The sequence below is a fragment of the Pedobacter ginsenosidimutans genome (genome assembly GCF_001442625.1).
GTDB lineage: Bacteria > Bacteroidota > Bacteroidia > Sphingobacteriales > Sphingobacteriaceae > Pedobacter > Pedobacter ginsenosidimutans.
Map to the genome: position 1 here is coordinate 294,153 of NZ_LMZQ01000004.1, position 26,245 is coordinate 320,397.

The 26,245-nt window shown below is 38.9% G+C and carries 24 protein-coding genes and 1 tRNA gene; 9 read left to right on the forward strand and 16 right to left on the reverse strand.

Going from position 1 to position 26,245, the window contains the following annotated elements; all coding sequences use genetic code 11:
- Nucleotides 1-3: 3 nt before the first annotated feature.
- From ruvA to ASU31_RS08385, 15 genes are all read right to left on the reverse strand, one after another.
- The gene (ruvA, locus tag ASU31_RS08315) at nt 4-588 is read right to left on the reverse strand and encodes a Holliday junction branch migration protein RuvA (RefSeq protein WP_057931887.1); all 585 of its coding nucleotides are present in this window, start codon (nt 586-588) and stop codon (nt 4-6) included.
- Between the two features lie 6 nt (nt 589-594).
- Nucleotides 595-2,910 carry an NADP-dependent malic enzyme gene (locus tag ASU31_RS08320; protein ID WP_057931888.1) on the reverse strand — a complete coding sequence of 772 codons (2,316 nt, stop codon included), beginning with the start codon at nt 2,908-2,910 and terminating at the stop codon, nt 595-597.
- Between the two features lie 188 nt (nt 2,911-3,098).
- Nucleotides 3,099-4,502 carry a lytic transglycosylase domain-containing protein gene (locus tag ASU31_RS08325; RefSeq protein WP_057931889.1) on the reverse strand — a complete coding sequence of 468 codons (1,404 nt, stop codon included), beginning with the start codon at nt 4,500-4,502 and terminating at the stop codon, nt 3,099-3,101.
- A 211-nt stretch (nt 4,503-4,713) separates the two neighbouring features.
- Nucleotides 4,714-6,132 carry an Asp-tRNA(Asn)/Glu-tRNA(Gln) amidotransferase subunit GatA gene (gatA, locus tag ASU31_RS08330; protein WP_057931890.1) on the reverse strand — a complete coding sequence of 473 codons (1,419 nt, stop codon included), beginning with the start codon at nt 6,130-6,132 and terminating at the stop codon, nt 4,714-4,716.
- A gap of 18 nt (nt 6,133-6,150) precedes the next feature.
- The gene (locus ASU31_RS08335; protein WP_029287719.1) at nt 6,151-6,351 is read right to left on the reverse strand and encodes a Sec-independent protein translocase subunit TatA/TatB; all 201 of its coding nucleotides are present in this window, start codon (nt 6,349-6,351) and stop codon (nt 6,151-6,153) included.
- Between the two features lie 10 nt (nt 6,352-6,361).
- Complete coding sequence (locus ASU31_RS08340; protein ID WP_057931891.1) at nt 6,362-6,721, reverse strand: Sec-independent protein translocase subunit TatA/TatB; 360 nt, start codon at nt 6,719-6,721, stop codon at nt 6,362-6,364.
- A gap of 47 nt (nt 6,722-6,768) precedes the next feature.
- Entirely contained in the window at nt 6,769-8,064 is a 1,296-nt protein-coding gene (locus tag ASU31_RS08345) for a murein hydrolase activator EnvC family protein (RefSeq protein WP_057931892.1), read from the reverse strand.
- A gap of 186 nt (nt 8,065-8,250) precedes the next feature.
- A complete protein-coding gene (gene lolB1 / locus ASU31_RS08350; RefSeq protein ID WP_057931893.1) occupies nt 8,251-9,042 on the reverse strand; it encodes a lipoprotein insertase outer membrane protein LolB1 in 792 nt (263 codons plus the stop codon).
- Entirely contained in the window at nt 9,020-10,717 is a 1,698-nt protein-coding gene (locus ASU31_RS08355) for a tetratricopeptide repeat protein (protein ID WP_057931894.1), read from the reverse strand. Before ASU31_RS08355 ends, lolB1 begins: the two co-directional genes overlap by 23 nt.
- A 58-nt stretch (nt 10,718-10,775) precedes the next feature.
- Nucleotides 10,776-11,207 (reverse strand): dUTP diphosphatase, encoded by a 432-nt coding sequence (gene dut / locus ASU31_RS08360; protein ID WP_057931895.1) that lies wholly within the window; start codon nt 11,205-11,207, stop codon nt 10,776-10,778.
- A 94-nt stretch (nt 11,208-11,301) separates the two neighbouring features.
- On the reverse strand, nt 11,302-12,786 hold the full coding sequence (locus ASU31_RS08365; protein ID WP_083505309.1) for an oligosaccharide flippase family protein: 1,485 nt from the start codon (nt 12,784-12,786) through the stop codon (nt 11,302-11,304).
- A 76-nt stretch (nt 12,787-12,862) separates the two neighbouring features.
- The gene (locus ASU31_RS08370) at nt 12,863-13,135 is read right to left on the reverse strand and encodes an acylphosphatase (RefSeq protein ID WP_057931896.1); all 273 of its coding nucleotides are present in this window, start codon (nt 13,133-13,135) and stop codon (nt 12,863-12,865) included.
- A 67-nt stretch (nt 13,136-13,202) separates the two neighbouring features.
- Nucleotides 13,203-14,159, reverse strand: coding sequence for an NAD(P)H-dependent flavin oxidoreductase (locus ASU31_RS08375; protein WP_057931897.1), 957 nt, complete (start codon nt 14,157-14,159; stop codon nt 13,203-13,205).
- 202 nt (nt 14,160-14,361) lie between these two features.
- Nucleotides 14,362-15,528, reverse strand: a complete 1,167-nt coding sequence (locus ASU31_RS08380; protein WP_057931898.1) for an amidohydrolase family protein — start codon at nt 15,526-15,528, stop codon at nt 14,362-14,364.
- A gap of 119 nt (nt 15,529-15,647) precedes the next feature.
- Nucleotides 15,648-15,720: transfer RNA gene (locus ASU31_RS08385), tRNA-Thr, on the reverse strand.
- 477 nt (nt 15,721-16,197) lie between these two features.
- Between ASU31_RS08385 and ASU31_RS08390 the strand changes: the two genes are divergently transcribed.
- The 4 genes from ASU31_RS08390 to ASU31_RS08405 all read left to right on the forward strand — a co-directional run bounded on the left by ASU31_RS08390 (nt 16,198) and on the right by ASU31_RS08405 (nt 18,712).
- A complete protein-coding gene (locus ASU31_RS08390) occupies nt 16,198-16,512 on the forward strand; it encodes a hypothetical protein (protein WP_057931899.1) in 315 nt (104 codons plus the stop codon).
- Between the two features lie 79 nt (nt 16,513-16,591).
- Nucleotides 16,592-16,903, forward strand: coding sequence for a hypothetical protein (locus ASU31_RS08395; RefSeq protein WP_057931900.1), 312 nt, complete (start codon nt 16,592-16,594; stop codon nt 16,901-16,903).
- A gap of 93 nt (nt 16,904-16,996) precedes the next feature.
- A complete protein-coding gene (locus tag ASU31_RS08400; RefSeq protein ID WP_057931901.1) occupies nt 16,997-17,311 on the forward strand; it encodes a hypothetical protein in 315 nt (104 codons plus the stop codon).
- 69 nt (nt 17,312-17,380) lie between these two features.
- On the forward strand, nt 17,381-18,712 hold the full coding sequence (locus tag ASU31_RS08405) for a sigma-54-dependent transcriptional regulator (protein ID WP_057931902.1): 1,332 nt from the start codon (nt 17,381-17,383) through the stop codon (nt 18,710-18,712).
- Here the strand turns inward: ASU31_RS08405 and ASU31_RS08410 are convergent, their stop codons facing one another.
- On the reverse strand, nt 18,713-21,190 hold the full coding sequence (locus ASU31_RS08410; RefSeq protein WP_057931903.1) for a hybrid sensor histidine kinase/response regulator: 2,478 nt from the start codon (nt 21,188-21,190) through the stop codon (nt 18,713-18,715).
- 140 nt (nt 21,191-21,330) lie between these two features.
- Here ASU31_RS08410 and ASU31_RS08415 point away from each other — a divergent pair, with 140 nt between their 5' ends.
- The 5 genes from ASU31_RS08415 to rlmN all read left to right on the forward strand — a co-directional run bounded on the left by ASU31_RS08415 (nt 21,331) and on the right by rlmN (nt 25,443).
- A complete protein-coding gene (locus ASU31_RS08415) occupies nt 21,331-22,020 on the forward strand; it encodes a helix-turn-helix transcriptional regulator (protein ID WP_057931904.1) in 690 nt (229 codons plus the stop codon).
- Nucleotides 22,021-22,093: 73 nt separating this feature from the next.
- The gene (locus ASU31_RS08420; RefSeq protein ID WP_083505310.1) at nt 22,094-22,654 is read left to right on the forward strand and encodes a DinB family protein; all 561 of its coding nucleotides are present in this window, start codon (nt 22,094-22,096) and stop codon (nt 22,652-22,654) included.
- A gap of 119 nt (nt 22,655-22,773) precedes the next feature.
- Nucleotides 22,774-23,295, forward strand: coding sequence for an NADPH-dependent FMN reductase (locus ASU31_RS08425; RefSeq protein WP_057931905.1), 522 nt, complete (start codon nt 22,774-22,776; stop codon nt 23,293-23,295).
- A gap of 27 nt (nt 23,296-23,322) precedes the next feature.
- The gene (gene rluF / locus ASU31_RS08430; RefSeq protein ID WP_057931906.1) at nt 23,323-24,297 is read left to right on the forward strand and encodes a 23S rRNA pseudouridine(2604) synthase RluF; all 975 of its coding nucleotides are present in this window, start codon (nt 23,323-23,325) and stop codon (nt 24,295-24,297) included.
- Nucleotides 24,298-24,387: 90 nt separating this feature from the next.
- The gene (rlmN, locus tag ASU31_RS08435) at nt 24,388-25,443 is read left to right on the forward strand and encodes a dual-specificity RNA methyltransferase RlmN (RefSeq protein WP_029280032.1); all 1,056 of its coding nucleotides are present in this window, start codon (nt 24,388-24,390) and stop codon (nt 25,441-25,443) included.
- The last annotated feature ends 802 nt before the right edge of the window (nt 25,444-26,245 follow it).

Below are 26,245 nucleotides of genomic sequence, written 5' to 3' on the forward strand. Positions count from 1 at the left end.
GATCTATAAAGTTTTTAAAGCTTGTTTAATTAGTTGCTCTACCGAAAGTGTTCCCTCTGTCACTTTTAAAATCTGGTCAATAGTTTTTTCGGCGGTTTGTTTGGCGAATCCGAGCATTACTAATGCTGATAACGCTTCATCTTTAACAGTATTGTGTTGAGGCATAGAAATTAATGAATCTGCCCCTTCTTTTTTTAGTTTGTCCTGTAACTCTAAAACCAGGCGTTGTGCAGTTTTAGCGCCTAAGCCCTTAATTCTTTGAATTAGAGGCAAATCTGCTTTAACAATTGCGGTCTGGATTTCAACCGGTGTGATGGATGATAAAATCATTCTACCAGTATTTGGTCCGATTCCCGATACCGATATTAAGTGTAAAAATAAACGGCGTTCGCCTTCATCGGCGAAGCCGTATAATGTATGTGCATCTTCTTTTACATGCAGCCAGGTGTATAGTTTACACCTTTCTGCATCAGCTAAAGCGCTGTATGTATTTAAAGAAATGTTTATATGATAGCCTATACCTCCGGCTTCAACCACAACATATGCCGGGTTTTTGAATGTCAATTTACCATCAATATAGGCGTACATGTAATTCTACTTTTTAGTTGTTTTTCCAAATATACCTTTTCGTTTCGATGTTGCAATTTCTTCTTTTGCTTGCACATCTACAACAGCAATGGTAACCATATTGACGATTTCGCGTACAGAACTACCTAATTGAACAATATGAACAGGTTTATTCAGTCCTAACAAGATCGGACCAACCGCTTCGGCGCCGCCTAACTCTTGTAACAATTTGTATGCAATGTTTCCAGACTCCAGATTTGGGAACACTAAAGTGTTCGCCGGAGCATCGGCCAGGGTACTAAATGGAAAATTATCTTTCAGCAGTTCGTTGTTGATGGCAAAGTTTCCTTGCATCTCTCCATCCACAATTACCTCCGGGTGATTTTTATGCAGGAGGTTAACCGTTTCTCTTACTTTATTTGGTGTTATCCCATCATTTGAACCAAAGTTCGAATACGATAATAAAGCAATACGGGGCTTAATATTAAACTGCTTAACAGATTTATCAAGCAATAAAGTAATATCTACCAGCTCTTCTGCAGTTGGATCTACATTTACAGTGGTATCGCCGAAGAAAACAGGCCCTTTTTTGGTCATCATCATGTACATACCAGCAACTCGTTTTACACTCGGATCAACACCGATTACGTGTAAAGCAGGCTTAATGGTAGATCCATAATTTTTGGTCAGACCCGAAATCATCGCATCCGCTTCGCCAAACTCAACCATCGATGCACCATAGTAGTTACGGTCTCTCAATAATTTGGTGGCATCAGTTAAAGAAACCCCTTTACGCTGACGTTTTTGATACAGCGCCTCGGCATATTGTTTGGTTTTATCAGGGTTTTGCATCTGATCGATGATCTCAACACCTTCTAATTCTAAACCGTGCTCATCAATAATCGCCTGTATTTTATCTTTATTTCCTAAAAGGATCGGAATAGCGATATTCTCGTCGTTAACGATCTGTGCGGCCTTTAAAATCTTGTAATTATCGGCTTCAGCAAATACAACTCTTTTTGGATCTGTTTTAGCTTTGGTAGTGATGGCACGCATAATGGCATCATCCAAACCTAAGCGTTTTCTCAGTTCTTCACTATAGGCATCCCAATCGGTAATAATTTTACGGGCTACTCCACTTTCAATTGCTGCTTTAGCAACCGCGATAGAAACCTCGGTAATTAACCTGAAATCTACAGGTTTTGGGATAATATATTCTTTACCAAATTTAAGGTTACGGGCATTGTAAGCTAAGTTTACAGCCTCTGGAACTGATTTTTTGGCTAATTCTGCAATGGCTTTAACGGCAGCGATTTTCATCGGCTCGTTAATACCTGTTGCACGAACATCAAGCGCACCACGGAAAATATAAGGAAAACCTAAAACGTTGTTTACCTGGTTCGGATAATCAGAACGGCCCGTAGCCATAATAATATCTTTACGGGTTTTAATCGCCAGTTCGTAGGCAATCTCCGGATTAGGGTTGGCCATCGCAAAAACGATAGGGTTTTTGGCCATCGAAGTCAACATTTCTGCTGTAACACAATCTGCTGATGAAAGGCCGATAAATACATCTGAATCTTTCATGGCTTCTGCCAAAGTGTTGATTTTTCTATCGGTAGCAAATTCAGCTTTAATATCATCAAGTACTTCACGGTCTTTACGGATCACGCCAGAACGGTCGCACATAACGATGTTCTCTTTTTTAGCGCCCAAAGAAACATAAAGCTTGGTACAAGAAATTGCAGCGGCACCAGCACCATTAACTACAATTTTGATCTTATCCATTTTTTTCTTGAAGATTTCGCAAGCGTTCAACAATGCCGCAGCTGAAATAATCGCCGTACCATGTTGATCATCATGCATTACCGGGATGTTCATTTCTTCCTTTAAGCGACGCTCAATTTCGAAACATTCTGGGGCTTTAATATCTTCTAAGTTAACACCACCAAATGTTGGCTCTAAAGCCTTTACTATTTTAACAAAATCATCAACATTTTTGGTGTCTAACTCTAAATCGAATACATCAATATCAGCAAATATCTTGAAAAGTAAACCTTTTCCTTCCATTACTGGTTTTCCGGCTTCCGGGCCAATATCGCCTAAACCTAAAACGGCTGTACCGTTACTGATTACCGCAACCAGGTTACCCTTTGCGGTATACTTATAAACATCTTCCTTATTTTCTGCAATCTTCAAACACGGCTCTGCAACGCCAGGGGAATACGCTAAAGTTAAATCTCTTTGCGATGTTGTAGGTTTTGTGGGTACTACTTGTATCTTTCCTGGACGGCCTTGCGAGTGGTAATCAAGCGCATCTTGCTTTCTAGTGGTCTTACTCATTACGTAACTTATTAGTGACGGGGGCAAAGGTACAATTCTTTTTATGAGGCATAAAATAAAAAGCCCTTCAAAAAAGTTAAATAAGACTTTACATTATGCTGCCGTTACACTAATTGGGTTAAACCAAGCATTGCTGATAGAATTTCAAATATTCATCAAGAAATGAATACCATTGTCGGGTTACCTTGTTATCCTTTACTGATTTTCAAAATCATCCCTACTTGCAGACCTGCTTTTGATAAACGGTTATCCCTTCTGATGCTCTGAACGGTTGCACCGTCAAATTTCTCTGCAATTTCAGACAGGGTATCTCCGTTTTTAACCTTGTAGCTTAAAAACGATGATGGTGCTTTTAATGGCATCCGGTTTTTGGCATAAATCTTTAGTCTTTGCCCTGGCACCAGCGTTTTGCTTTTTAAACCGTTCCAAACCCTTAAATCCTGCACCTCTACACCATATTTATCTGCAACAGTTGTTAAGCTCTGTCCTGAGGTAACTTTATGATAAACCACGGAGGATGTAGTTATACTTTTAGTTTTTTTCTTTCTTAAATCTCTTGCATCGTCGGTACTGGCGGCTATCACTTTCATGTTCACATCCACTTCCTGATTGTTTAGCACATCATAAATACCTGCATAGTCGATATCCCTTAACTTGGGCATCACAATGCGTTTCGGCTCATCATCGGTACCATTTACAATCTTTTTCTTGTACGATGGATTTAAGGCCATAATCGCCGCTTCATCAATATTTAACACTTTTGCAAGCGTAGCTAGCGATACGAAACGGGTAGTTTGAACCGTATCGGTTTTTAAGAACATGCTCGAGGCCTGCGCGGTAATCTGATGTTTGCCAGAATAATTCATTACATAAACTGCGGCAATAAATGCCGGTACATAATTTCTGGTCTCTTTAGGTAAAAACTGTCTGATTACCCAAAAATCCCTTGATCCAGCTTTATCAATAGCCCGGTTAACATTCCCTTTTCCGCAGTTATAAGCGGCAATGGCCAACAGCCAATCGCCAAGCTCTTCAAAAGCATCTCTAAAATAGGCTGCCGCAGCATAACTGGCCTGGATAGGATCTTTGCGTTCATCCACAAAGTTATCCATCTTTAGGCCATAGGCCTTACCGGTGCCGAACATAAACTGCCAGATACCCGTTGCCCCTACTCTGGAAATGGCATGCGGATTCATCTGTGATTCGACGATCGTTAAATATTTTATTTCCTGCGGAATATTATAATCTTTTAAGGCTTTGTCAAAAATTGGGAAGTAATAGCTCGATAAGCCGATCATTTTCCCGAACATATCTTTACGCTTGGCATAAATATCGATATACTGCTGAACGTACTCGTTGTAAGGAAGAGGTACTGTTTTTGCGATAGAATCGAGCCTGAGTTTATAGATAAAGTTCTGGCCCATGGTTAATGGGTTTTCTGAAACAACCGGCACAGCTACGGTATCGGTATTGATAAAAATGTTGTTGTGAATCTTCGGAAGACTATCCAGTTTGAGCGTTTGTTGCGCGGAAGAGGAAGAAATGTATCCTAAACAAGCACAAATTGAAGCAAAAAGTAATTTTTTAATCATGGGCTATTGGTTCAAATTTTCATTAACCGTGGCATGCGTCCTCACAAACCTTTATACATATTCCTTTTTCTTTCCATAATTTGGAAAAGAGTAAGAATCTGCGAACCTTCTAGACAACGCCTAGAAAACAGTTAATAAAATGCCATTGCTATACTTAACTTATAACGCTTTTTGCATTAAGATTGCTTCGTAACTCGCAATGACGATAAAACTATGATAAAAATGCCTGAGAAAAAGCCAGAAGCTTATCTTCCTCAAAATGTTTGGCTGTAAACTGTATACTTAACGGCAATCCTGCTGCATTATTGCCTAGTGGCAAAGCAATAGCCGGATTTCCGCTTAAAGAAGGCAATACGGTAAAAATATCGGCCATATACATCACAATTGCATCCTGAACATTATCGCCAATTTTAAAAGCTGCTGTTGGTGCCACAGGAGAAAGAATTAAATCATAATCCTGAAACAAAACATCCATTTTTTCTCTGATCAATCGGCGAACCTGCTGTGCTTTTTGATAGTAAGCGTCGTAATATCCCGCACTTAAAACAAAAGTACCTAAAAGGATGCGGCGTTTTACTTCCTCCCCAAAACCTTCGGCACGGGATAATTTATAAAGTTCATTTAACGATTTCGCCTCCAGGTTACGATGTCCGTAATGAACGCCATCATAACGCGAAAGATTTGAAGAGGCTTCGGCCGTTGTTAAGATATAATAGGCCGGGACCAGATAATCCAACAGGTCAAAAGAAACATACTCAACAGTATGTCCATCTGATTTGAGCTGCTCGATTGATTTTAAAATAGCCGATTTGATTTCATGATCGAGAGCTTCACTCTCAATGGTTTCTTTTAATACCGCTATTTTTTGTCTTTTAGGCTCGTTTAAATGAGACGGGTAATCGGGCACTGCAACAGGAGAAACAGTAGAATCGTAATCATCTGCACCAGCTAAAACCTGTAATAGCAAGGCCGCATCTTCTACAGAAGAGGTAATTGGCCCAACCTGATCGAAAGAGGAGGCGTATGCAATCACACCGTACCTTGAAATACGCCCATAAGTAGGTTTAAGCCCGATCTGGCCACAAAATGCAGCCGGCTGTCTTACCGAACCACCGGTATCGGTACCCAGGGCAGACAAACACATATCGGCCTGGACCGCTACAGCTGATCCGCCTGAAGATCCACCCGGAACAAGGTCGGGATTTGCAGCATTTTTAGCAACCCCATAGTATGAAGTTTCATTAGAGCCGCCCATAGCAAACTCATCACAGTTTAAGCGGCCGATAATAACGGCATCTTCCTGTAACAATCGTTGCACAACTGTAGAAGAATATGGAGATACAAAGCCCTCAAGCATTTTTGACGATGCAGTAACGATATGGTCTTTATAACAGATATTATCTTTAATACCAATTACCATCCCTGCAAGCTTACCTGCTGTACCTTCTTCTATCTTTTGCTGTATCGCTTTCGCCTGAACTTCGGCCGACAAAAAAAACACCTCATTAAATGCGTTGAGGTGTTCATTATTTTCAATTTGCTTAAAATAATAAGCTAATAAATCGGGTAAAGTTAATTGCTTTTGCGCAATGAGTGTTTGAATCTCCTTAAGAGAGCTGTATTTCTTCAAAACTAAAAATTATTGCAATTAAACGGTTTTATCACGGTTAGATGGATCTACCTGTTCTCCATCAACGCCATCTTTACCATCTTTAAATTCTTTAACACCCTTACCTAAACCTCTCATTAGTTCAGGAATTTTTTTACCACCAAATAATAACAATACCACTACCGCAATAATGATAATTTCTGGTGTTCCAAGCATTGCTGCTATTGTTGTATTTAACATAACTTTTTGTTTAAACTTTTTCTTTGTCAGTTATAATTTTTTCGTCAGTAGGCTTTGCCAGATCAATATTTGATGCACTTGCCTCTGCCTTTTCATCAACAGGCGATTCTTCTGTTGGATGATGGCGCTGACTATGGTTTACCGCTGTTTCTTCTGCTTCTTCTTTATCTAAATCCATTGCATTGATATTCCTATGGATTTCACGCTTAACACCATCAGAGGCATCTTTGAATTCTCTGATCCCCTTCCCTAGTCCTCTTGCAAGTTCAGGTAATTTTTTACCTCCGAACAACAATAGAACCACCACTAAAATGAGTACGATCTCTGATCCACCCATGTTTAAAAACTCTAATAACGTGCCTTGATACATCACTAATATAATTTATACAAATATAGACATTTTAACTTGTCTTAAGTTTATTTACTAATCCAAGCTTCAGGATTTAAAGTTCCCTGGCCTCTTCTAATCTGGAATTTTAAAATGGCGTCGTCACCAGTATTTGCCACAATCCCAATAGCCTGTTTGGTTTCAACCAAATTACCTACACTCACACTAACCGATCTTAAGTTTTGGTACACGGTAAAGTACTCACCGTGGTTAATTACTACGGCAGTTCTACCCATAATATTTTGCACCATAACAACCTTACCTGCAAATATACTTCTAACAGTTGCCCCATCAGTTGTAGTGATATCTACTCCATCATTGGTATAACTTGCCTGGTCTATCTTATGTAAACCAAACCTTTCGGTTATTGTTCCATTTGCTACCGGCCAAGGTAACCTTCCTCTGTTATTTTCAAAACCTGCCGATAGTCTGGCTGCCTCAGGTGTTGCAGTAAGCAATTCTCCTGTTGATTTTGCCTTAGCGGTTGGTGTAGCTGGTGCAGTAGGCGCAGGTCTATTTTCAGCCTTGGCTTTTGCAGCCGCAATCCGTGCTTCTTCAGCCGCTTTTCTTCTTGCCTCTTCTGCGGCCTTCCTTCTCGCTTCTTCAATGGCCCGCTGAATTGCAGCACTAATGGCCCTGTCTATCTGAGCTTGTTGTTTTTTACGGCTGGTAATATCCTGTTTAAACTGTTTTTCGTCTTTGCTCAGTTTGTTTAATTCTACTGATTGTTTACTTTTATCTTTACTTAAACGCTCACGTTCTCTTTCCTGTTCCTTCAACAGATCACTTTTTTCCCTGAGTGTTTTATCCAGGACTTTAATCTTGCCGTTCAGGTCTTGCTGTGTATTTTCAATGTATCCGGCCTGTTTTTTACGGTATTGACTAAACTGCTGTAAATACTTTATTCTTTTATATGCCTGGTTAAAATCCTTCGCCGCAAAAATGAACATCATTTTATCGTATGAATTTCTGTTGCGCTGTGCAAAACGGATCATCCCCGCATACTCTTTTTTAAGATCGCCCAACTGACCTTGCAACGTATGTACGGTATTTGTGTTCTGAGAGATTTGGTTATCCAGATTTTTTATTTCAGAGTTGATTGTACCGATCTTATCCTGGCGCAACCTTATCTGGGCATTAATGGTATTAATCTGCTGTATAGTAAGCTTTTTACCACTGGCAGTTTTATTCAAATTCTTTTGGAGCTGTTCAATTTCGCGTTGTATAGCTTCTTTTTTCCTTCTGAGCTGGCTTTCAGTTTGTGCAACCGCCGAAAGGGTTAACACGCTTAAAAAAAGGATAAATAGGAGTTTTTGTAGCTTCATTAAGCCAAAAGTATAAAAATTTTGTAGTAAAAAATATTAAAATCGAGATACTAAAGTCATAATTGCTTATTACAGAACTGTCTTCACTCAATCTTCATACATAACAAAGATTGCCAGAGCAGCTGTACTAATGCAGTACCTAACCTGGCAAATCATTGATAGAATATTTGAATGTAGTTTTTAAGCCTACTTTACAACCGTAAATCTCTTTGGTACATTAAACGGAAAATCGACCGGAACATTCCCATCAATTTTCACAAACTGTAGGTCGATGTTTATCCGCTTTGCTTTAGATAGTGTTTTGATCTGCAATGCGCTAGGAAATAATGACTCGTTTAATTTTTGATAGTCGGTATAGGTAACTTTTAAAGCCTGACCATTTTTAGCGTCATTTAAATTGGTTTCAGATACTTTGAACAACGTGTTAAAAAGCAGTTTGTAATCTAACTCCGATTTGCTTCCAGAAACCACCCAAACACCATTTTCCTGTTTAACATCTGATTCTGCTGTTAAAAACTCACCCATGGCATTGCCCGTTAAAATGGATTGTAAGGTGTTAAAGTTAACCTGTTTGTTGGTGAAATTGTAAATATAACTAAATGGTTTTTTTAGGTATTCGCTTTTCATCCGGTTCATGATTTTGATGCTATCAGGCGTAATCAAAGCCCTTGCCACCTCTGCCATTCCACCTAAGGCCGTAATGCTTACCCAAATGGTTTCCTTGTCTTTCATTTTGAAATTCATGGTTACATCGTTTGCATCACCGGCAATATCTAAAGTTGCTTTTGCTTTTAAAGAAAGTGTATTAAATTTAAGTTGTTTGCTATTTAGTAGTGTTAAGGCTTCTGCCTTCGAATTATCAGTTTTGGTTTCTGCTTTGGTAGGAGGGGCCACTACAATTTCTTTTTTAGGTTTACATGCCGAAACAAAAATTACAGCTCCTAATAGGAATGCGCTATTTAAAATACTTCTTTTCATTTATTTTTTTAATTAATACTTCTGATCCGTTTCCGGCCTCTTTTGCTTTTTGCCATTGGATTAATGCAGCATCCTTTTCACCTTTCATAAAAAGTATATCGCCATATCGCTCCAAGTAAACACCGTTTTTACTGCTATTGTTTTGCAAAGCCTTTTCGATCCACGTTTTCGCCAGATCGTATTTTTGCTGTTTAAACAGAATAAAGGCGTAGGTATCTACAATTGAGGGATTATTAGGCATAGCATTGGCCGCTGTTTCTGCATATTTCGCTGCCTTGGTTAAGTCGTCATTTCTTAATGCCAAATAGTAGGCATAATTATTCATGATGAGATAATTATCGGGCTCTATCGAAATGGCTTTTTCGAAAGCTGTTTTAGCTAAGGCAAAATTATTCTGGTTGATGTAGATATCGCCCTGTAGTGCATAAATCTGCGCCTGCAGGCTTTTATTCTCCACATCCAGCTGTAACGAGGTTTTTAAATTGCTTTGAGCGGGCTCGTATTTACCCGTTTTAAACAGGGCATAAGCCATATAATAATATAAGCTGGCCTGATTGGGATAAATACTTAAAGCCTCATCGCCAACCTTTATGGCTTCCTCATAGTGTCCAAGCAGTGTTTGGATATTAATTACCTGTTCCCAAACCACATAAACCTGTTCGTTAAGTTTTAAAGCAGCCTGATATTGGGCCAATGCATCTTTTAAGTTGTTCTGTTGATAAAGTACATCGCCATAAAGTGCCAATGCTTTTGCATCGGCCGGATTTTTTTCTGCAACCAGTTTACTTAGTTCAGTTACATTTTTGGCAACAATGGGTTGGTTAAGTTTCGGAAAAAGTGCAGCAATAATCTTCACCTTTTCAGTAAGTGGCATTTCATTGCTTTCGAAAGCCAATTTTAAGGAAGAAAATGCAGCTTCGTCATTTTTCTGCTTGCGGTAAATATCGGCTAAAGCCAGGTTTACCTCAAAATTACTGGGTTCCAGCTGCTGGGCTTTGGTTAATACCTTTAATGCTTCCGGATCATTTCCCTTCTGCAAAAGCAAACCTGCAGCATATAAATAGTTCTTTACATCAGCCTGATTGCCTTCCAGTAATTTAACAATATCACTTTCAGTGGCATTGCCGTTAGATTGCAGGCGCTTCCTTGCATTTACCAGATCTCTTGATTCGCCAAACTTAACCTGAATTTCATCATAGGTCTTTTTTGCGGCGTCTAACTGATTGCCTAAGAACTGCGCATTGGCTTTATCAAAATAATAGGCATCATTTTCAGGATCTAGGCGGATCAACTGATTAAAAACCTCAATTAGTTCGGGCATTTTATTGGTGCGCTTGTACACCTCACCGAGTAAGCGCCAGTACCATAAATTGCCATGGTTTAATTTAATTGCCTGTTTTATGTTCTGTTCGGCTTCAGGGAGTTTATCTAAACGCAGGTTTGCATTGGCCAGCTCGAAATAGGCCGCGTGGTTATTTGGATCCAAACCAACAATTTTATTGAAATTGGTAGAGGCAACAACATAATTTTCAGACATTTTCTCCCGTAAGCCCGCAAAAAACAATTGTTTTACCATATTGCTATCGCGATTGGTACTTGGCGCAACCGTTCCCTGCCCAAAAGCCTGGAAGCTCACTAAAGTGGCTCCAACAAGAAAATGTACTTTGTATTTCATGTTATTTATCAATCCAAAATTTACTCCAGCCTTAGGACTTCTGACTCAGGACTGTGGACTATTTCCCCGTATGTCCATAGCCGCCTTCGCCGCGTGCAGTTTCCCCTAATTGTTCAACGGTTTGCCAGCTAACAGTTTCGTGTTTTGCGACAACCATTTGTGCAATTCTATCGCCATTAACGATTTTAAAATCCGTATCTGATAAATTTACCAATAAAACTTTTATTTCACCACGGTAATCGGCGTCAATTGTACCAGGAGCATTTACGATGCTAATGCCATGCTTATAGGCCAAGCCGCTTCTGGGTCTGATCTGCGCTTCGTAACCAATCGGCAATTCAATAAACAAACCCGTTGGCACCAATAAGCGCTGCAAAGGTTTTAGTATGACTTCTTCTGTCAAAGATGCCCTGAGGTCCATACCTGCTGCATGGGCAGTTTCGTACTGTGGAAGTGGGTGCTCGGATGTATTGATAATATTTATTTTCATTTTTTTATTGTTGGGTACTTTAGGTTAATGGTTTATAGATCATGGTTTGATGGCCATTGACCATTAACTATGAACCTAATACAAAAGTCTCTAACTAACCTCTTTTTAATATTTTCATTAAATCATTCTTTTCAAAATAGGCAATACCCGCAACAAAAGCGATCAACATGGCATTGCCGATATAAATGTTCCGGTTAAAGATAAAAAATGAAGAGAATACAATTACTGTTGAAATAATTAAATAAGCTGAAATCTTTTTGAGGTTATAAGGGATGGGATAATATTTCTGTCCGAGTACATAAGATAAAACCATCATCACAAAATAAGCCAGCATACTTACCCAGGCAGAACCCATATAGCTAAAGCGTGGGATTAAAACCACATTGAGTACAATCGTAATTATAGCTCCGGCAACAGAAATATAGAGTCCGAAACGGGTCTGATCAGATAGCCGGTACCAGATAGACAGGTTCATATAAACACCCAGGCACACATAGCCTAACAATAAATAAGGAACTGCTGGTAAACCTACCCAATACTCTTGTTTGCGGATGAAAAATTTTAGCAGTTCGATATTGGCAATAATGGCAATAAAAAGAACAGATAGAGCAATTACGAAATATTTCAAAATTGTAGCATAGGTATCCCTTGCATTTTTCTCTTTTGCATGGCTAAAGAAAAACGGTTCGGCACCCAGCCTGAAAGCAGTGATAAAAATACTTAAGAAAATTGCTATTTTACATACTGCACCATAAATCCCAACCTCTCCATCGGCAATTTCGGGTGGCAATAGTTTTTGAAGTACTATTTTATCCAGGTTCTCATTTACGATGAAAGACAGATTCGCTACTAAAATTGGCCAGCTGTAAGAAAACATATTGCCAAAAAGCTTACTGTCAAAACGCAATTGCAACTTCATAAATTCAGGCAGCAAATAAATCAGGGTAACAACAGAGGCAATAAGGTTAGCTACAAAAACATAACCGATCCATTGATGTCTATACCATGACGCAAACCATTCTGAACCTATCCAATTGTGTTTTATGATCGCGGGAATTAGGTAAATGAATATAAGATTAAAGCCAACAAAGCAACCGATATTTAAAAATTTAGCAACACTATATTTAAATGGCCGACCATCGGCCCTCAATTTGGCAAATGGAATTACACAAATAGCATCCACAAAAAGTATCCACAAAAAGAAACTTACATATTGTTTATAATCTGCTATTTCGGAGGTTTTCGTCGCTAAATAGCCCGCAATTGAAGAGGAAAAAACTAAACCTGTAATTAAGAAAAGTGATGAAATGAAAGCAATGCACAGAAATGAATTATTATACACCTGTTGCTTTTTGTCATCAAATTTATTTAAATACCTAAAATAGGTACTTTCCATCCCAAAGGCTAAAACTGCATTAATCAACGATGCATTGGCATACATATTTGTGAAAATGCCATAAACACCTTTTTGGTAAACACCCGTGTAGATAGGTGTGAGGATAAAATTGAACAACCTGGAAAAAACGGTACTGATACCATAAACCATGGTTTGCCCAAGAAACTTTTTATATACAGACATTTGTTAGTATCAAGATAAAAGTATCAGGTATCAAGATTTTCAGCTGACTAATATCAGTCTTGATACGGAATACTTATTATTTTCGTAAGATTTCAAAATTACGATAGTTTTTTACTTCACCATCGCTTACCGCCACATTTTCTACACGCGAGCGATCGGGCCCTTCGTGGCACCAGTTTACAAATTCTTCCAGAAAAACATTTTCGCCTTCCGCTTCGATATAAACCGATCCGTCTTTTTCGTTCCTTACAAAACCCGTTACCATCATTTGGTTGGCAATAATTTTTGTAGTTTCCCTAAAACCAACGCCCTGTACTTTACCTGTTATAATTATATTAAGATGCTTCATTTATTGTTGTAAAATTGAAATGGTTCTAATCTTGCAAAGTTAGTAAAGCAATTTTGTATCCCTATGTTTATAAGTCCAATTCGCTTTGTAAACTGTTAAATCTCTGTAGTTCTGACCTAAAACCTGACCATATTTCTTCCAGGATTTCTTTTGCCGGTTTAGTTTCATCCAGCATAGCTGAAACCTGACCGATTTCGAGTTCTCCATTTTCCATGTCGCCCTCAAACATTCCGGCTTTTGCCCTTGCTCTGCCCAAAAGCTCCATTAAGCGGCCTCGATCTGCTCCTTCAGCTTCTGCTACTGATATCGCGTCAGCAAATTCATTTTTCAGCAACCGCACCGGAACCAGTTTTTTCATGGCAAGCTTAGTATCGCCTTCAGCAGCAGCAATAATTTTATCTTTAAATGCCGGATGAGCAGATGATTCTTCGGCAACAGCAAAGGCCGAACCGATTTGAACGGCATCAGCACCTAAGGCAAATGCCGCGAGCATGGCTTTACCACTTCCAATACCGCCAGCAGCAATGACTGGAATTTTAACAGCATCCCTTATCATCGGGATTAAACACATGGTAGTGGTTTCTTCTCTCCCGTTATGTCCACCCGCTTCAAAGCCTTCAGCAACAATGGCATCAACGCCTGCTTCTTGTGCCTTTATGGCAAATTTTGTATTCGCAATTACATGAACAACGGTAACACCCTTTTCTTTTAAGAAACTAGTCCACGTGGCAGGATTACCAGCAGAAGAAAATACAATTTTTACGTTTTCTTCAATTACCACATCTATAATTTCCTGAATATTAGGATAGAGCAATGGAATATTAACACCAAAGGGCAGATGAGTTGCTAATTTGCACTTTTGAATATGTGTTCTTAAAACATCAGGATACATTGAACCGGCTCCAATAATGCCAAGACCTCCTGCATTAGATACCGCCGATGCCAATCTCCACCCACTGCACCAAACCATCCCGGCCTGAATAATAGGGTATTTAATATTGAAAAGTTTACAGATTGGGTTCATCGAAGATATTTATTTTATAAAATGAGTGACAAATTAGGAAATATCTGCTATTCCGAGAATATCCTGTACAATTCTAAAGCACTTTAACCTTAAAATATCACATTTTTAATATAAAAAAGCTAAATGGCCTTAAAATTTATCACGAGATTATATCATTTTTTAAGGTGGATAAAAGAAATAACCTATGTTATATCCAGATCTATTAAATCAACCGCTTTACTTGGTCACTTTCAATCTTAAAATCAACGGATAGCTGGATTAGATTCAATCCTGGCTTTTTACCAACCGCTATTGTTCCGATTTGTTGATCAAGCTCCAAAAATTCGGCTCCATTTATAGTTGCCCAGCTCAAAAGTTTTTCAAAAGTAACCTGTTTGTATTTCTGCAAGGTGATCATTTCTGATAGGATATTAAGCTGCTGGTTGCTCGCCAAGCTATCCGTTCCCAAGGTAATCTTTACATTTTCTTCAATCAACAGGTCAACATCGGGTAAAGCATTCTCGATATATAAATTGGCCTGTGGGCAAAGGCACCAATATAAATTATTGTTGTTTTGTTTTGCAAAGGCAATATCGGCCTTACTCGAAACAGTGTTATGCACCAACAGAGTTTTCTGCTCCTTAATATAGGGTAGCCAGGTTTGTAAAGATGTTTTTTTTGTTGGCTTGAAGAAAGAAATATCCAGGCCTAAAAATTGGTATAAATCAAGAAATCCTCCCGATTTATTTTCGAAGAAAGCATTTTCATCGTCGGTTTCCTGGTTATGAATACTAATAAAGGCATTATCATTTTCGGCTTCCGCTTTTATTAATCCAAATAATTCAGGAGATACAGAATACGGTGCATGTGGTACAATTGAGGTGGGCAAAGATCCAAAAGCTTGCTTAATTTCCATTACATAGTCCATTATCACATTTGCCCGTTCGGGATTAAAACCCATGGCTTCGATAAAAGTATGGTAGTATACTTTGCTATGCTGTTTTACTTCTTTTGATGAAATTTGGTTGGAAATGTCTCCAACCGCTACAATCCCGTTTTCGAACATTTTCTGATCAGCAGCATACATAGCCGTTTTAATCTCTTCTATATTGCCCTGCCTGCTTTTAATAATACTTTGTACAAATTCTACCAAACCCGTTTGCTCGGGAATTTGCCCCAATAGGTGCGATAATTCTAAATGGCAGTGGGTATTGATAAAACCCGGAACGATTGATCCTTTATGTTTTGTAATCGCTAAACCAAGGCTCGTGGCCTCTTCCTGGGTTAACACTTCTTCAATTTCGCTATCTGGATTTACAGCTACCACTCCGTTTTTAATCGGCGGTGATGAAACAGGAAATATCCAATCGGCTGAAAAGTATCTTAACATATCGCAAATTAGCGGAATAACCGGAGCAAATAAAATATTTTTATATGCCTGACCTATTTTGATGATAAAATGATTTTTGAAATTAGTCTTCTAAGAATTAGAAAACAGGAAAGAAAAAGAGCCTCCTATCGGAATCGAACCAATGACCTACTGATTACAAGTCAGTTGCTCTACCAGCTGAGCTAAGGAGGCTTTCAATCGGGCTGCAATGATAGAAAAAAATCTTCTTTTTTTAAAATTGAAAATTAATTTTTTGAATTTCTTTTTTGAGTTTCCCGAAATCTATCTTTTAGTAGTCGTCACCCTGTACCGAAGCTTCGGGATCAGGTTCCATTTCGCTGGAAAGATGCTGACCACCTAGTAGCTACAAGGCAATTAAAAATACTACTTCTACTTGTAAAACAAGTTCAGCATGACGATAAGTATAGTAAGGAGTTAGTTTTAGTATGTTTTAACAGGTTTATACATGCCACTCGGTTTATAAGCGCCAACAAATATCTGTAAAACTTGTAGTCATTCGCCACAAAGTGTGGAGAAGCTCTACAATGCCAAAATTCTGGCACACACATAAACACCTAAAAAACAGTCAATTAAATAAAATCAATGGTTTGGCATCATTGTGAAACATTAGCAAGTATTGTTACACAAATTAAATTTTAAATATATACTATGAAAAAGTTCGTTTTAGCAGCAACAGTATTAGCATTAGCAGGATTCTCAGCAGTACAGGCAAGTGAAGTAAATACAATCAAAAATGCTGCGATTGTTGCAGTTCAAGATAGCGCAGTGAAAACTCCAGTTAAATTGGAAGAACTTCCTGAGCCAGTAACAACAGCATTAAAATCTGATGCTTACAAAGGATGGACCGCTACTGAAGCTTGGTCGGTGAAAGAAGGTACTAAAGAATATTATTTAATCAACATTAAAAAAGAAGCAGAAACTGGTTCGGTTAAAATTGATAAAGACGGTAAACCAGTTCAATAAATAAGATCGGTTAGCGCTCCATAATTAACGAGTATTTAACGTAACACGAGTTACAAAACCATATTTAAAACACAATATCATGAAAAAGATCATTTTAGCCGCTACTTTAGCATTCGCAGGATTCACAGCAGTTCAAGCAAGTGAAGTTAATACAATCAAAAATGCTGCAATTGTTGCAGTTCAAGATAGTGCCGTAAAAACTCCAGTTAAATTGGAAGAACTTCCTGCACCAGTAACCACCGCATTAAAATCGGATGCATACAAAGGTTGGACCGCTACTGAAGCTTTCTCTGTTAAAGAAGGTACGAAAGAATATTATTTAATTAATGTTAAAAAAGAAGCAGAAACCGGTTCAGTTAAAATCGACAAAGACGGTAAGCCAGTACAATAATCTCAAATAATCCGCCGTACAGGCATAATCAATATAAGCGTGGCCTTCGGGCTGCGCATAAACTAAAAAATAATACTATCTAAAAATAATATCATGAAAAAATTAATTTTATCAGCTGCGTTCTTAGCTTTTGCAGGATTCTCAGCAGTACAGGCAAGTGAAGTAAATACAATTAAAAATGCTGCAATTGTTGCAGTTCAGGATAGCGCAGTAAAAACTCCAGTTAAACTGGAAGAACTTCCTGCTCCGGTTACAACAGCGTTAAAATCTGATGCTTATAAAGGATGGACTGCTACTGAAGCTTGGTCTGTTAAAGAAGGAACAAAGGAATACTACTTAATCAATGTTAAAAAAGAAGCAGAAACTGGTTCGGTTAAAATTGATAAAGACGGTAAGCCAGTACAATAAAACCCAAATAATTACATCTACCTATTATAAGAAAGCCGGATTATGTCCGGCTTTTCTTATTTTTGTTACATGGCGAGAATCCTGATCTTAGAAGACGATACTACATTTGCTCAATTACTTGAAGGTTTTTTAACAAAAAACGGTCATGAAATTACCCTTGTAACTCAAGTAAAGCAATCATTTAAGCAAGTTGAAAACAATGAATTCGACTTACTTTTAATCGATTACCGTCTTCCGGATGGGACAGGCCTCGAAGTGCTTAGCCACATCCGCGATCTGGGGCTATCCATACCTGCAATCATCATGACCAGTTTTAATGATGTTCGGACTGCGGTCAGATCTATTCAATTGGGTGCTTTTGATTATATTACCAAACCGGTTAACCCAGATGAATTACTAATGGTGATCAAAAATTCTTTAGCTAAAAAGGATTTAAAAAGTATTGAACCAAAAGAAACAAACAGTGATTTTATAAAAGGGAAAAGTGCAGTTGCAGATAAACTGTATCAGCATATCAGTTTGGTAGCCCCAACCGATATGTCGGTAATTATACAAGGAGAAAGCGGTACAGGAAAAGAATTTGCTGCTAGAACCCTGCACCAGCAGAGCAAGCGTGCCGATAAACCTTTCGTAGCAATAGATTGCGGTGCATTATCGAAAGATTTAGCTGCCAGCGAATTATTCGGGCACGTAAAAGGTGCTTTTACAGGTGCTTTAAATGACAAAAAAGGTCAGTTTGAGGCTGCTAACGGAGGAACTTTGTTTTTAGATGAAGTGGGTAACCTGAGTTATGAAGTGCAGATTAAATTATTAAGGGCACTACAAGAAAGAGTAATCCAGCCTTTAGGTAGCACCAAACAGATTCCGGTTAATGTTCGCATCATTACCGCAACAAATGATGACTTAGCCAATAGCATACAGCAGGGAGAATTTAGAGAAGATTTATATCACCGGTTAAATGAATTCAAAATTCAGCTTCCACCGTTGAGAGATAGGGGTGGAGACTTAGAATTGTTTATCAACCACTTTATACAATTATCAAACCGCGATTTAGAACGAAATGTTAAAAGCATTTCTAATGAGGCAAAAACACTTTTGCTTAGTTACGATTGGCCGGGAAATTTGCGCGAGCTTAGCAATGTGATTAAACGTATGGTTTTATTGAGTCCAGGCGATGTTGCACAGATTAGCGCATTACCTGATGAAATGATGATTTCTGTCCATCATCAGTCAGCTCCGGGTAATTCATCCGACCTTAAAGCAGTAAACGAACAGAATGAAAAAGCGTTGATTACTGAAACACTGATCAAAGTGAGACATAACAAGTCAAAAGCCGCTAAGATTTTAAACATCGACCGTAAAACCCTTTATGCCAAGATGGAGCGTTATGGCATAGAATAATTACCCGGCATTGGCGTAGTCGATTTCCTCCATAAAGGCAATTAAGCCATCCAGTTTTCTGATCTGTAATAAAACTTCAGATTTAATATTGGTGGTTAATCCTTTTTCGGCTATTTCTAATTCTAGGGTGCGGAATGCGCCTGCCAAAGTCTTCGAACCCATCTGCGCCGTGCGTCCTGCAAGGCGATGAACCAGTAACCTGGCCTGATCAGAGTCATCATCTATTAAATGTTTTTTTAACGCTGCAGCATCATCTATAGAATCCTGTTTAAAACGGTTCAATATTTTCTCCAGCATTTGTTGGTCGCCAAAGGTCATTTTCTCAATGGAAGAGAAATCGAATTCAGGCTGCTGGGTTAAAATTTCAGTTCTATCAAATATAGATAAGATATCTACAGCCCTAAACGGTTTCATTATCAGTCCATCAAAGCCTTCGCTCAAAACCATTTCGCGTTCTTCAGGTAAAACCTGTGCAGTAATGGCGTAAAATTTAATGTGCGCGGGGAGTTTCTTTTTTAATAAATGGCAAAGTTCGAACCCTGTCATTTCGGGCATACGCATATCAACGAGCACATATTTTAAATCCGGCTCAGGCGCTGCGTGCAGGATATCGGCTACCTGGGTAAAGCTTCTAAACGGGATTTTGTTTTTCTGAAAAATCATTCCACATAAATCCAGAATGAGTTTATCATCATCAATTACCCAAACTGTACCTGGGTTTACAATTGCATAATGTTCTAAATCTAAAGTATCGTTTACACGCTCGGTAGTATTTTCATATTTCATGTAAATATTAAATGTAGTACCAATGCCCGGTTTACTTTTTACATAAATTCTTCCTCCTTGTGTTTCTATCAAAGATTTAACAATAGGCAGTCCCAAACCCGTACCAGCCTGGTTAATAATATATTTTTCAGGAGATTCTATCTGCTCAAATTCATTAAAGATTTTGGGAATATCTTTTTCTTCAAAACCAATTCCGGTATCTTTTATAGTAAAATGGAAATGCAGATCGTCTCCTTGCTTTTTATACGAAACTGATAAGCTAATTTCACCTTTTAGGGTAAACTTTACAGCGTTGCCTAACAAATTAAATAAAATCTGCTTTAATCTAAATGCATCGCCTTTTACAAATTCAAGCTGGGCAAGATCAAGTTTTACGTTTAATTGCAACGATTTCTGTTCTGCTAATGGCCGCATTACCGAAACAACTTCATCCAACGCCTTCCTGATATTAAGTACTTGGTTATTAAAACTAAATTCGCCCGAAATAATCCGGTTATAATCTAATACCTCATTCACAATTTGAAGTAAATGAATAGAAGATTGATAAATGGCATCCACATCTTTCTTATTCGGTACATCTTGCTGGGTAATCAGCTCGGCGTAGCCTAAGATAGACTGCAGTGGCGTTCTGATCTCATGACTCATATTCGATAAGAACCGTTGCTTAGCCTTACCATGGTATTCCGCCTCATCCTTAGCAAGCTCCAATGCCCTTCTGTATCTGTTGCTTTTTGTAATGTCAGCCAAAATTAAATACAGCAGAATAACCGTTAGTAGAAAAAAGATAATAATAATGGTTGTGATCTGCGTAATTCCGTCATTAACCACTTCTTTGGCCTGAATACCGTTTAAATCTACCTGGGCAACTGCCTCACCCTCCACTTCTCTTAAAATCTGTAGCATCTGGGCGGTCAAGGCATTACTGGCATTTGATAGGTCTGCTTCGCGTTTTAAAAATTTCTGGCTTTTCTGGCGTTGCTCCAGTTCGATGTTTTTTAAAGCCCCGGTCATGCTCTTCATAATGCTATCTTCAGCCTTTGCATTCAGCGTATCGCGCTTTACCTTAAACTCTTCATTGATAATTTTATATACATCAGATTTCTTCTTGCCAAACAGTTTACTTAAAAAACCCCTCGATTTCTGTTCTTCTTCAGGTGCAACTGTAGTGGTTGATGTAGTTGTCTCGGTGGTTAGTACTGCGCTATCTGTCTGCCTGGTACGTGTAGCAACCAGTTCGTTTAATTTCTGAACCTCATTAGAGAACGATTTGGTATTCACCAATGTCTCTCTCACTTTTAAGTAATTGATAAATTGTTTATCCCGGTCGGTTAACAGATTCTTGATCGACTTTATCCTGGCCAACTGGGCGGAATCGCCCTTGTACAATTTACGTAAAGTATCTAAACTAACCCTTAACTTACGCGACTCTTTAAGAAAACTATAGGTACCTTGTTTATTGAAAGCCTCATCTCTTTGTAACTGATCTAACCTGGCAATCTTATGTGAGAGGTCATTTACAATCCTTAAGCGGTCGTTTGGGGCCGAAATTTCTTCAACGGTATCCAGCATCCGCGTAAAAGCAAACTTGCTGATGCCCCATGCCAATAGCAATGCAAAACAGGCAAACAGGAAACCTATAATCACTTTACTTTTTATTGCCCGGAAGAAACGCTTTTGGATAATAGCAGCCATTTAATTCAGATTATGTATGATAAACCCTAATTATAACGGTTTAACCTATAGAATTGATATGTGTTTATCTTTTACAAATAACGTACCACAAGAAAAATTGATTAAAAAACTTTATTTTTAATCGCCTAAAAAAACAAACTATGAACCGTATCGACCGACTTTTCGGAATCTTAACCCTGCTTCAATCCAGAAAATACATTACCGCAGAAAAAATTGCGGAAAGGTTTGATATGAGCATACGCACAGTTTATCGCGATATTAAAGCATTAGGCGAACAAGGGATACCAGTAAGCTTTGAGCAGCATAAAGGTTATTATCTGGTTCAGGGTTATTTCCTGCCGCCAGTTTCTTTTAATATGGACGAAGCCAATGCTCTGCTATTGGTTGAAAGTTTGGTGAACGGATTTGCGGATATTTCCATCCGTACCCATTATTCTACAGCATTGACAAAAGTAAAGGCGGTATTAAAATCGGGACAAAAAGAAAAGCTCGAAACCTTAAACCAGCATATTAAATTGCAGATTCCGGAAAGGTTAAACTTTAACTTCGAATACCTATCACTTATTCAACACGCCATTGCCGAAAAACACCTGATCGAACTCGATTATAAAAACAATAAGGAGGAAGTGAGCAAAAGAGAAGTAGAGCCAATTGGCTTAATTTTCTATGCTTTTAGCTGGCATTTAATTGCCTGGTGCCATTACAGGAATGAATATCGTGATTTTAGCCTCACCCGGATTATCTGCCTTAAAAATCTGGGTATTCCTTTCAAAAAAACGCAGCACATGCCACTAAGTGAATACATGCACTTGCTTCCTGTAAATTATTAAAAAAAATATTTTTCACACTGCCATAGGGTTGTCAGTGGGCTGTATTTTCTTTGTATAACTAAACATCGAAATCATGAGTATAGCCGATTTACTACTAATGGATTTAAATACCGCAGAAAAAACAAAACAGAAAAATATGGACATTATTAAATTATTATTGAAAGAGTTAGAAGCCGAATTTAATACGACAAAAAAATTCCTGGCTATTGTACCTGTAGATAAATTTGACTGGGCACCGCACGAAAAAAGCATGAAAATGAAATCGCTTGCTGTTCATATTGCTGATTTGCCGAGTTGGGTTTCGCTGGCTCTAACTACGGATGGACTGGATTTTGAAACAGCACCTTATGTAGAAAAACCTGTAGAAAGTGCCGGTGACCTGGTTAAAATTCTAGAGGAAAATTATGCACTGGGAAAAGCAGAATTGGAAAAAGCTACAGAAGAAGACTTAAATGGCCGTTGGGTATTGAGCATGGGCAAACAGGTTTTGGCAGATTATTCTAAATACGAAACCATCCGTCATTCACTTAGCCAAACCACTCACCACAGAGCACAATTAGGCGTTTACCTTAGATTGTTGGATATCCCGATCCCAGGCAGTTATGGCCCAAGTGCAGACGATCAAAACTTTTAGTTGTTAATATGTTCAGAATAGGCTGTCGAAACCTGGTGCGTTTCGACAGCCCGTTTTGAAATGACTTCGCGATTACCACACCACCTTGATATTCCATTTCCGCTTTGCTACTTTTAGCAATGAAAAAAATATTCGCAATCTCTGGAAGCACGAAAGCAGTATCAACCAATGCACTTTACATCACAGCCATCTCCAGGCTTTTGGGTGGAGACTTCGAGTTATTAAACTTTTCATCCATTTCAGATATTCCACATTTCAATCCTGATTTAGACCATGGAAATCCACCACAGGCTGTCGAAGAGCTTCGCTCAACCATCCAAAAGGCAGATGGAATCATCATCTCTACACCAGAATATGCAATGGGCATACCAGGCTCGCTAAAAAACCTACTCGATTGGACTGTAAGTTCAGCATCATTTTCGGGGAAACCTGTTTTAGCACTTGTTGCTTCAACCCAAGGCGAGAAAGCCTATCAATCCATCATCGATATTTTAACAGTAATCGAAGCGAGGGTATCGCCCCAGCTTATCTCATTTGCAAAAGCGAAGATCAATAATGAGGGATCGATTACCGATAAGGAAACTTTAACCGCCCTTAAAAGCACTGTCGATTCATTTGTTGCCAGTTTGGAGAATGGATAACACGATTTATTTCCGTAAAATTGCAGTATGAACAATAACTCTGCAACCCGTTTAAATAAATTCATCAGCGAAAGTGGATTATGTTCACGCCGTGAAGCAGACCGTTATATCGAAAAGGGTACAGTTTTCATCAACGGAAAAAGGGCTAAAGTAGGCGATCAGGTTTTTGCAGGCGATAAAGTGATGGTAAACGGCCATAATATCGAACCTAAAGAAGAAAGTAATTTCATTCTATTGGCCTTTAACAAGCCTGTCGGGATTACCAGTACTACAGAAGGCAGCGTACGCGATAATATTGTTGATTACGTGAACCATAGCGAAAGGATATTTCCAATTGGCCGGTTGGATAAAGATTCGTCAGGTTTAATCTTCCTGACCAACAATGGCGATATCGTTAACAAAATTTTAAGGGCAGGGAATAAACACGAAAAGGAATATGTGGTAACGGTTAACAAACCGATTACCGAAGATTTTATTTTCGAAATGAGCAATGGTGTTCCAATTTTAGGTGTAAATACCCGTAAATGCAAGGTAAGGCAGATCAGCACTTTTGTTTTCAATATTATCTTAATCCAAGGCTTAAACAGACAGATCCGTAGAATGTGCGAGCATTTTGGCTACGAAGTGACCAAATTAGAGCGTACGCGCATTATGAATATCAATTTAAAAGGTATTCCTACCGGAGAATTTAGAGAACTTACCGAAGACGAGATGAAAAGCATCACTAAAAGTGTTGAAAATTCATCTTCTGAAGCTAAATCAAAGCCCAAAAGCGCTGCTAAGAAAAAAGCAAATGCCTGGGAAGAAATCCCTGAACTTAGAGAAGAGCAAACAAAAAAACCGTTTAAACCAAAGCCGTCTGGCCCAAAATCAACAGGAAAAAAGAGCGCAGGTCATTCCGGAGCAAAACCAACAGGCAAAAACAATGCGGGAAACAGAAATTCCAGACCTGCTAAAAGTAAGGCTATCAGCAAGTCAAACTCAAGAGGCAGAGGAAGATAAAGCTAATTAATTGTAAAATTTGGCATCTTGCAGGCACCCTCAACCTTCTACCTTTCTGCCTTACACCTTTTTTAAGTACCTTTGCAACAAATGGTAACAGCAAAAAAAACCGATATCCGTGCATTAGATCTACCTCAATTGCAGCAACATCTTGTAGCGATGCAACAACCTGCATTCAGGGCTAAGCAGATTTACCAATGGCTTTGGGAGAAATCGGCTACGAGTTTCGAGCAGATGAGTAATCTTTCTAAAGATCTTCGTAAGGCATTGGACGAAACTTTTGCCATTAATGCTGTTCAGGTTAACAATTCTCAGTTCAGTAACGACCATACCATTAAAAACACTTTCAGGTTAGCAGACGGTAATATTGTAGAGGGGGTTTTAATTCCTTTAGAAGACCGTATGACTGCTTGCGTAAGCTCTCAGGTAGGCTGCAGTTTAACCTGTAAGTTCTGTGCAACCGGCTACATGGACCGTAAGCGTAATTTAAACGCTGATGAAATTTATGACCAGGTAGTATTGATCGATAAGCAAGCTAAGCAGAACTATAACAATCCCCTTACCAATATCGTGTATATGGGCATGGGAGAGCCGCTGTTAAATTATGCCAATGTATTGAAATCAATTGAGCGTATCACTGCACCAGACGGCTTAAACATGAGTTATAAGCGTATTACGGTTTCTACCGCAGGTATTGCTAAAATGATCAAAAAATTGGGCGATGACGGTGCAAAATTTAATCTGGCACTTTCGCTTCATGCCGCTGATGATAAAAAGCGTAACGAGATCATGCCGATCAATGAGGCCAACTCGTTAAAAGCATTGGCCGATGCGCTAAAATACTATTTTGCTAAAACCAAAAATCCAGTAACTTACGAATACATTGTTTTTAATCACTTTAACGATGAAATCTCTGATGCAATGGATTTGGCCAAATTCTGTAAACATATTCCTTGTAAAGTAAACCTGATTGAATATAACCCCATTTCTTTCGCCGATTTCACCAATGCAGAAGGCGATAAGATTGATGCATTTTCAAATTATCTAAAAAGCCAGGGGATCAATACCAACATCCGCCGTAGCCGCGGTAAAGATATCGATGCTGCTTGCGGGCAGTTAGCGGTTAAAGAAGAAGCTAACGCTTAACCCATTATTTTAAATATTCTAATTTAATAAAGTACGGCTTTTAAGTGACATATTTTTTTGAAGCGCAATAGCAGTAATATATAGGCTGGGTTCCGTCCTGCTGTCCGCTGCAATCTTTTTGGATATCTGCGCTGATCAACAATACATCTTTAACCAAAAGGGATTTCCGCTGCCATCAGGGCTATTGAACCTGGGCCGGAAGGTGCAAAACTCAGCGCAAATCACCGTAATCTGCGGGAACAGGCCCTTAACTCCTTAGTGGCAGAAATAATCATTTGGAGTTATGCGTATGCGAACAAGACTTAAAAACCATTCACTTTGATGATCTGGAGCGCAAGAGCAGTAACATGCAGGCTGGGTTCCGTCCTGCTGTCCGCTGCAATCCTTTTGGGTACCCGCTCCGGTCAAACAATACATCTTTAACCAAAAGGGATTTCCGCTGCCATCAGGGCTATTGAACCTGGGCCAGTAGTTTAAAACTCAGCGGGGAACAGCGTAATCTCCGGGAACAGGCCCTTAACTCCTTAGTGGCAGAAATAACCGCTGTTACAATTCCCTTCACCATTAAGAGATCAAGGGCATTAAGAAGATCATATTGAAACAGTGCCTTAACCCCTTAATGTTGAAAAGTAAACGCTACGGAACAGAACGGCCATAAACCAAGAAAACCCTTCAACATTGCTGCTGAAGGGTTTCTTTTAAGATCTGGCACCGACCTGCTCTCCCATCCCGAAGTATCGGGACAGTACCCCCGATGGCTATCGGGGCGGCTCCGGTGGGCTTAACTTCTCTGTCCGGTCCC

Coding starts and splice junctions, on each gene's coding strand:
- ASU31_RS08325 (WP_057931889.1), bottom strand. CDS start 4,502: ATGATTAAAAAATTACTTTTTGCTTCAATTTGTGCTTGTTTAGGATAC.
- ASU31_RS08320 (WP_057931888.1), bottom strand. CDS start 2,910: ATGAGTAAGACCACTAGAAAGCAAGATGCGCTTGATTACCACTCGCAA.
- ASU31_RS08405 (WP_057931902.1), top strand. CDS start 17,381: ATGGCGAGAATCCTGATCTTAGAAGACGATACTACATTTGCTCAATTA.
- ASU31_RS08370 (WP_057931896.1), bottom strand. CDS start 13,135: ATGAAGCATCTTAATATAATTATAACAGGTAAAGTACAGGGCGTTGGT.
- ASU31_RS08355 (WP_057931894.1), bottom strand. CDS start 10,717: ATGAAATACAAAGTACATTTTCTTGTTGGAGCCACTTTAGTGAGCTTC.
- ASU31_RS08365 (WP_083505309.1), bottom strand. CDS start 12,786: ATGTCTGTATATAAAAAGTTTCTTGGGCAAACCATGGTTTATGGTATC.
- ASU31_RS08400 (WP_057931901.1), top strand. CDS start 16,997: ATGAAAAAATTAATTTTATCAGCTGCGTTCTTAGCTTTTGCAGGATTC.
- ASU31_RS08375 (WP_057931897.1), bottom strand. CDS start 14,159: ATGAACCCAATCTGTAAACTTTTCAATATTAAATACCCTATTATTCAG.
- ASU31_RS08410 (WP_057931903.1), bottom strand. CDS start 21,190: ATGGCTGCTATTATCCAAAAGCGTTTCTTCCGGGCAATAAAAAGTAAA.
- rluF (WP_057931906.1), top strand. CDS start 23,323: ATGAACAATAACTCTGCAACCCGTTTAAATAAATTCATCAGCGAAAGT.
- ASU31_RS08415 (WP_057931904.1), top strand. CDS start 21,331: ATGAACCGTATCGACCGACTTTTCGGAATCTTAACCCTGCTTCAATCC.
- ruvA (WP_057931887.1), bottom strand. CDS start 588: ATGTACGCCTATATTGATGGTAAATTGACATTCAAAAACCCGGCATAT.
- dut (WP_057931895.1), bottom strand. CDS start 11,207: ATGAAAATAAATATTATCAATACATCCGAGCACCCACTTCCACAGTAC.
- ASU31_RS08390 (WP_057931899.1), top strand. CDS start 16,198: ATGAAAAAGTTCGTTTTAGCAGCAACAGTATTAGCATTAGCAGGATTC.
- ASU31_RS08420 (WP_083505310.1), top strand. CDS start 22,094: ATGAGTATAGCCGATTTACTACTAATGGATTTAAATACCGCAGAAAAA.
- lolB1 (WP_057931893.1), bottom strand. CDS start 9,042: ATGAAAAGAAGTATTTTAAATAGCGCATTCCTATTAGGAGCTGTAATT.
- ASU31_RS08345 (WP_057931892.1), bottom strand. CDS start 8,064: ATGAAGCTACAAAAACTCCTATTTATCCTTTTTTTAAGCGTGTTAACC.
- ASU31_RS08335 (WP_029287719.1), bottom strand. CDS start 6,351: ATGTTAAATACAACAATAGCAGCAATGCTTGGAACACCAGAAATTATC.
- rlmN (WP_029280032.1), top strand. CDS start 24,388: ATGGTAACAGCAAAAAAAACCGATATCCGTGCATTAGATCTACCTCAA.
- ASU31_RS08395 (WP_057931900.1), top strand. CDS start 16,592: ATGAAAAAGATCATTTTAGCCGCTACTTTAGCATTCGCAGGATTCACA.
- ASU31_RS08425 (WP_057931905.1), top strand. CDS start 22,774: ATGAAAAAAATATTCGCAATCTCTGGAAGCACGAAAGCAGTATCAACC.
- ASU31_RS08340 (WP_057931891.1), bottom strand. CDS start 6,721: ATGTATCAAGGCACGTTATTAGAGTTTTTAAACATGGGTGGATCAGAG.
- ASU31_RS08380 (WP_057931898.1), bottom strand. CDS start 15,528: ATGTTAAGATACTTTTCAGCCGATTGGATATTTCCTGTTTCATCACCG.